The sequence below is a fragment of the Nocardioides sp. P5_C9_2 genome (assembly GCF_054049555.1).
Genome location: NZ_JBFUMD010000176.1, coordinates 1 through 7,151 on the forward strand (window position 1 = coordinate 1; position 7,151 = coordinate 7,151).

1 protein-coding gene and 1 pseudogene are annotated in these 7,151 nt (G+C 67.3%); both read left to right on the forward strand.

The features are described 5' to 3' along the window. Positions 1 to 3,133 (forward strand): annotated as a pseudogene (rpoB, locus tag ACXJKL_RS10545) (DNA-directed RNA polymerase subunit beta); the annotation flags it as partial. 117 nt (positions 3,134 to 3,250) lie between these two features. Beyond that, positions 3,251 to 7,126 (forward strand): DNA-directed RNA polymerase subunit beta', encoded by a 3,876-nt coding sequence (locus tag ACXJKL_RS10550; protein WP_457207011.1) that lies wholly within the window; start codon positions 3,251 to 3,253, stop codon positions 7,124 to 7,126. Positions 7,127 to 7,151 lie beyond the last annotated feature (25 nt).

A 7,151-nucleotide genomic window follows, 5' to 3' on the forward strand; every position in this document is an offset into this window, starting at 1 on the left:
GTTCATGAACCACGAGACCGGTGAGATCAAGGGCCAGACGGTCTTCATGGGCGACTTCCCCATGATGACCCGCAAGGGCACCTTCATCATCAACGRCACCGAGCGGGTCGTCGTGTCCCAGCTCGTGCGCTCGCCCGGTGTCTACTTCGAGCGCTCGGCGGACAAGACGTCCGACAAGGACATCTACACCGCCAAGCTCATCCCGAGCCGCGGCGCCTGGCTCGAGTTCGAGATCGACAAGCGCGACCTGGTCGGCGTGCGGCTCGACCGCAAGCGCAAGCAGAACGTCACCGTCCTGCTCAAGGCGCTCGGCTGGACCACCGAGCAGATCCGCGAGGAGTTCGGCCAGTACGAGTCGATGATGCTCACGCTGGACAAGGACACCCCGCAGACCCAGGACGAGGCGCTCCTCGACATCTACCGCAAGCTGCGCCCGGGCGAACCGCCCACGCGTGAGGCCGCGCAGACGTTGTTGAACAACTACTACTTCAACAACAAGCGCTACGACCTGGCCAAGGTCGGCCGCTACAAGATCAACAAGAAGCTCGGCCAGGCCGAGGCCTTCGACCAGCAGACGCTGACCGTCGACGACATCGTCGCCGCGATCCGCTACATCGTCGAGCTGCACGCCGCCGGCACGCCGGTCGACGCGCCCGACTTCGTCGACGCCGCCGGCAACGTGGTCATGGGCCCCGACGACAAGCCGGTCAAGGTCCAGGCCGACGACATCGACCACTTCGGCAACCGCCGCATGCGCACGGTCGGCGAGCTGATCCAGAACCAGCTCCGCACCGGTCTGGCGCGCATGGAGCGCGTGGTCCGCGAGCGGATGACGACCCAGGACGTCGAGGCCATCACGCCGCAGTCCCTGATCAACATCCGTCCCGTGGTCGCGGCGCTGAAGGAGTTCTTCGGCACCTCGCAGCTCTCGCAGTTCATGGACCAGACCAACCCCATCGCGGGTCTGACGCACAAGCGTCGCCTCTCCGCGCTGGGCCCCGGTGGTCTCTCCCGTGACCGCGCCGGCATGGAGGTCCGTGACGTCCACCCGTCGCACTACGGCCGCATGTGCCCGATCGAGACCCCGGAAGGCCCGAACATCGGCCTCATCGGCTCGCTCGCGTCGTACGGACGGATCAACCCGTTCGGCTTCGTCGAGACGCCGTACCGCCGCGTCGAGAAGGGTGTCGTCAGCGACAAGGTCGACTACCTGACCGCCGACGACGAGGACCGCTACGTCATCGCCCAGGCCAACGCCCCCCTCGACAAGAACAACAAGTTCGTCGAGGAGCGCGTGCTCGTGCGCCAGCAGCGCGGCGAGGTCGACGCGATCCTGGCCGAGGAGGTCGACTACATGGACGTCTCGCCGCGCCAGATGGTGTCGGTCGCGACGGCCCTGATCCCCTTCCTCGAGCACGACGACGCCAACCGTGCCCTCATGGGCGCCAACATGCAGCGCCAGGCCGTGCCGCTCATCACGAGCGACTCGCCGCTGGTCGGCACCGGCATGGAGTACCGCGCCGCCGTCGACGCCGGTGACGTCGTCGTGGCCGAGAAGGCCGGTGTCGTGAAGGAGGTGTCCGCCGACTTCATCGAGACGATGAACGACGACGGCTCCTACCAGACCTACAAGCTGGCCAAGTTCCGTCGCTCCAACCAGGGCACCTGCATCAACCAGCGCCCGCTGGTGGTGGAGGGCGACCGCCTCGAGGTCGGCTCGCCGATCGCCGACGGTCCGTGCACCGACCAGGCCGAGATGGCGCTCGGCACCAACCTGCTCGTGGCCTTCATGCCGTGGCAGGGCCACAACTACGAGGACGCGATCATCCTCAGCCAGCGCCTGGTGCAGGAGGACGTCCTCACCTCGATCCACATCGAGGAGCACGAGGTCGACGCCCGCGACACCAAGCTCGGCCCCGAGGAGATCACCCGGGACATCCCGAACGTCTCCGAGGAGGGCCTGGCCGACCTCGACGACCGCGGCATCATCCGCATCGGCGCCGAGGTCACCACCGGTGACATCCTCGTCGGCAAGGTCACGCCCAAGGGTGAGACCGAGCTGACCCCCGAGGAGCGGCTGCTCCGCGCGATCTTCGGCGAGAAGGCGCGCGAGGTGCGCGACACCTCGATGAAGGTGCCGCACGGTGAGTCCGGCACGGTCATCGGCGTGCGCGTCTTCGACCGCGAGGACGGCGACGAGCTGCCCCCGGGCGTAAACCAGCTGGTCCGCGTCTACGTCGCCCAGAAGCGCAAGATCTCGGTGGGTGACAAGCTCGCCGGTCGTCACGGCAACAAGGGCGTCATCGCCAAGATCCTGCCGATCGAGGACATGCCGTTCATGGAGGACGGCACCCCGGTCGACGTCGTGCTCAACCCGCTGGGTGTGCCGCGCCGGATGAACATCGGCCAGATCCTCGAGCTCCACCTCGGCTGGCTGGCCAAGCAGGGCTGGGACCTCGACCTGCACGACGACCAGGGCTCCGCGGAGTGGAAGGACCGCCTCATGGCGATCCACGCCGAGAAGTCCGAGCCGGGCACCAAGGTCGCCACGCCCGTCTTCGACGGTGCGCGCGAGGACGAGATCACCGGTCTGCTGGGTGCGACGTACCCGACGCGCGACGGTGTGCGGATGATCGACGAGACCGGCAAGGCGTCGCTCTTCGACGGCCGCTCCGGCGAGCCGTTCCCCGCGCCGGTCTCGGTCGGCTACATGTACATCCTCAAGCTGCACCACCTCGTGGACGACAAGATCCACGCGCGCAGCACCGGCCCCTACTCGATGATCACGCAGCAGCCGCTGGGCGGTAAGGCCCAGTTCGGTGGCCAGCGCTTCGGTGAGATGGAGGTCTGGGCGATGGAGGCGTACGGCGCCGCCTACGCCCTGCAGGAGCTGCTGACGATCAAGTCCGACGACGTGCCCGGGCGCGTCAAGGTCTACGAGGCCATCGTCAAGGGCGAGAACATCCCCGACTCCGGCATCCCCGAGTCGTTCAAGGTGCTCGTCAAGGAGATGCAGTCGCTGTGCCTGAACGTCGAGGTGCTGTCGCACGACGGGTCGGCCATCGAGCTCAAGGACGCCGAGGAAGACGTCTTCCGGGCCGCCGAGGAGCTGGGCATCGACCTGTCGCGTCGTGAGCCGAGCTCGGTCGAAGAAGTCTGWGTGACGAGGCGGTGCGCCGGTCCCCGGCGCACCGCCCCTCCTCGGTCCCTCACCCATGAATTTCGTACCAACTGAAGGGTTGCAGCCATCGTGCTCGACGTGAACTTCTTCGACCAGCTTCAGATCGGCCTGGCCACCGCGGAGGACATCCGCGGGTGGAGCCACGGTGAGGTCAAGAAGCCGGAGACCATCAACTACCGCACGCTCAAGCCCGAGCGTGACGGCCTCTTCTGCGAGAAGATCTTCGGTCCCACCCGGGACTGGGAGTGCTACTGCGGCAAGTACAAGCGCGTGCGCTTCAAGGGCATCATCTGCGAGCGCTGCGGCGTCGAGGTCACCCGCTCCAAGGTCCGTCGCGAGCGGATGGGCCACATCGAGCTCGCCGCTCCCGTGACCCACATCTGGTACTTCAAGGGCGTCCCCTCGCGCCTGGGCTACCTGCTCGACCTCGCCCCGAAGGACCTCGAGAAGGTCATCTACTTCGCGGCGTACATGATCACCTCCGTCGACGAGGACGCGCGTCACCGCGACCTGTCCTCGCTCGAGGGCAAGGTCGGCCTGGAGCGCGAGCGTCTCGAGAAGCGTCGCGACACCTCCATCGACGACCGCACCAAGAAGCTCGAGGAGGACCTCGCGGCCCTCGAGGCCGAGGGTGCCAAGGCCGACCAGCGCCGCAAGGTCAAGGACGGCGCCGAGCGCGAGATGAAGCAGCTGCGTGATCGTGCGCAGCGCGAGATCGACCGCCTCGACGAGGTCTGGAACACGTTCAAGTCCCTCAAGGTGCAGGACCTGCTCGGCGACGAGCTCCTCTACCGCGAGATGAAGACGTGGTTCGGCAAGTACTTCGAGGGCTTCATGGGCGCCACGGCGATCCAGAAGCGCCTCCAGGACTTCGACATCGAGGCCGAGGTGGAGTCGCTGCGCGACACCATCGCCAACGGCAAGGGCCAGAAGAAGGTCCGCGCCCTCAAGCGCCTCAAGGTCGTCGACGCCTTCCGCAAGACGGGCAACCAGCCCATCGGCATGGTCCTGGACGCCGTCCCGGTCATCCCGCCGGACCTGCGTCCGATGGTGCAGCTCGACGGTGGCCGCTTCGCGACCTCCGACCTCAACGACCTGTACCGCCGCGTCATCAACCGCAACAACCGCCTCAAGCGCCTGCTCGACCTCGGTGCTCCCGAGATCATCGTCAACAACGAGAAGCGGATGCTGCAGGAGGCCGTCGACAGCCTCTTCGACAACGGTCGTCGTGGCCGCCCGGTGACCGGTCCGGGCAACCGTCCGCTCAAGTCGCTCTCCGACATGCTCAAGGGCAAGCAGGGGCGCTTCCGCCAGAACCTCCTCGGCAAGCGCGTGGACTACTCGGGCCGTTCGGTCATCGTGTCGGGCCCGCAGCTCAAGCTGCACCAGTGCGGTCTGCCCAAGCAGATGGCGCTCGAGCTGTTCAAGCCGTTCGTGATGAAGCGCCTCGTCGACCTGTCGCACGCGCAGAACATCAAGTCCGCCAAGCGGATGGTCGAGCGCGCCCGCCCGGTCGTGTGGGACGTCCTCGAAGAGGTCATCACCGAGCACCCCGTGCTGCTCAACCGTGCGCCCACGCTGCACCGCCTCGGCATCCAGGCCTTCGAGCCCCAGCTGATCGAGGGCAAGGCCATCCAGATCCACCCGCTCGTGTGCGGCGCGTTCAACGCCGACTTCGACGGTGACCAGATGGCGGTGCACCTGCCGCTGTCGGCCGAGGCCCAGGCCGAGGCACGGATCCTGATGCTGTCGACGAACAACATCCTCAAGCCGTCTGACGGCCGTCCGGTGACCATGCCCTCGCAGGACATGATCATCGGCCTGTTCTGGCTGACCACCGACCGTGACGACCAGGTCGGCGACGGCCGGATCTTCTCGACCCCGTCCGAGGCGATCATGGCCTACGACCGGGCCGAGATCACCCTGCAGAGCACGGTGAAGATCCGTCTCGACGACATCGTCCCGCCGCTCGAGGACGAGGCCGGCGCGGACTGGGAGCAGGGCCGCTCGGTCCTGCTCGAGACCACGCTGGGCCGGGTGCTGTTCAACGACACCCTGCCGGCCGACTACCCCTTCGTGAACTACGAGGTGGGCAAGAAGGCCCTCGGCGCGATCGTCAACGACCTCGCCGAGCGCTACACCAAGGTCGAGGTCGCTGCCTCGCTCGACGCCCTCAAGGACGCCGGCTTCCACTGGGCCACCCGCTCCGGTGTGACGGTCTCCATCGACGACGTGACGACGCCGGGCAACAAGGCCGAGATCCTCGCCGACTACGAGGCGCAGGCGGAGAAGGTCCAGAAGCAGTTCGAGCGCGGTCTCGTGACCGACGACGAGCGTCGCCAGGAGCTCATCGAGATCTGGACCCAGGCGTCCAACGACGTCGCGAAGGCGATGGAGGCCAACTTCGACCGGACCAACCCGATCTACATGATGGTCGACTCGGGTGCCTCCGGAAACATGATGCAGATCCGTCAGGTGGCGGCCATGCGTGGTCTGGTGGCCAACCCGAAGGGTGACATCATCCCGCGGCCCATCAAGGCCAACTTCCGTGAGGGCCTCTCGGTCCTGGAGTACTTCATCTCCACCCACGGTGCCCGCAAGGGTCTGGCCGACACCGCGCTGCGCACCGCCGACTCGGGCTACCTGACCCGTCGTCTGGTGGACGTCTCGCAGGACGTCATCATCCGTGAGGACGACTGTGGCACCGAGCGCGGTCTGCCCAAGCGGATCGGTGAGCGGGGCGAGGACGGCGTCGTGCGCAAGCACGAGAACGCCGAGACCGCGGCGTACGCCCGCTCGTCGGCCGTCGAGGTCACCCACCCGGAGTCGGGCGACGTGCTCGCCGCCGCCGGTGAGGACCTGGGCGACGTGAAGATCGGCGAGCTGATCGCGGCCGGCATCGAGGAGGTCAAGGTCCGCTCCGTGCTGACCTGTGACGCCCGCACCGGTACCTGCGCGAAGTGCTACGGCCGTTCGCTGGCGACCGGCAAGCTCGTCGACATCGGCGAGGCCGTCGGCATCATCGCGGCCCAGTCGATCGGTGAGCCCGGCACGCAGCTGACGATGCGTACCTTCCACACCGGTGGTGTGGCCTCCGCGGACGACATCACGCAGGGTCTGCCCCGTGTGGTCGAGCTCTTCGAGGCCCGCTCGCCCAAGGGTCGCTCGCCGATCGCCGAGGCGGCCGGTCGCGTCGAGATCGAGGAGACCGACAAGGCCCGCAAGGTCCTGGTCACCCCGGACGACGGCTCCGAGGTCCAGGAGTACCCGGTCAGCAAGCGCTCGCGCCTGCTGGTGGCCGACGGCGACCACATCGAGGTCGGCCAGAAGCTCACCGTCGGTACCGAGGACCCGCAGGACGTGCTGCGCATCCTGGGTGTCCGCAAGGCTCAGGAGCACCTGGTCGACGAGGTGCAGAACGTGTACCGCTCGCAGGGTGTGTCGATCCACGACAAGCACATCGAGATCATCGTGCGGCAGATGCTGCGCCGGATCACGGTCATCGAGTCGGGCGACACCAACCTGCTGCCGTCCGACCTGGTCGACCGCGTGCGCTTCGAGGAGGAGAACCGCCGCGCGGTCTCCGAGGGCACCAAGCCCGCCTCGGGTCGCCCGGTGCTGATGGGCATCACCAAGGCCTCGCTCGCGACCGAGTCGTGGCTCTCGGCGGCCTCCTTCCAGGAGACCACCCGGGTGCTCACGGACGCCGCGATCAACGGTCGCTCCGACAGCCTGCGTGGCCTGAAGGAGAACGTGATCATCGGCAAGCTGATCCCGGCCGGCACCGGCCTGGAGCGGTACCGCAACATCCGGGTCGAGCCGACCGAGGAGGCCCGCGCCGCGGCGTACTCCGTGACCGGCTACGACAGCTACGACTACGACTTCGGCAACGGCGGCCAGGCCGTCGCGCTGGACGACTTCGACTTCGGTTCCTACCAGAACTGACCTCGACGTAGGCACGACACCGGGC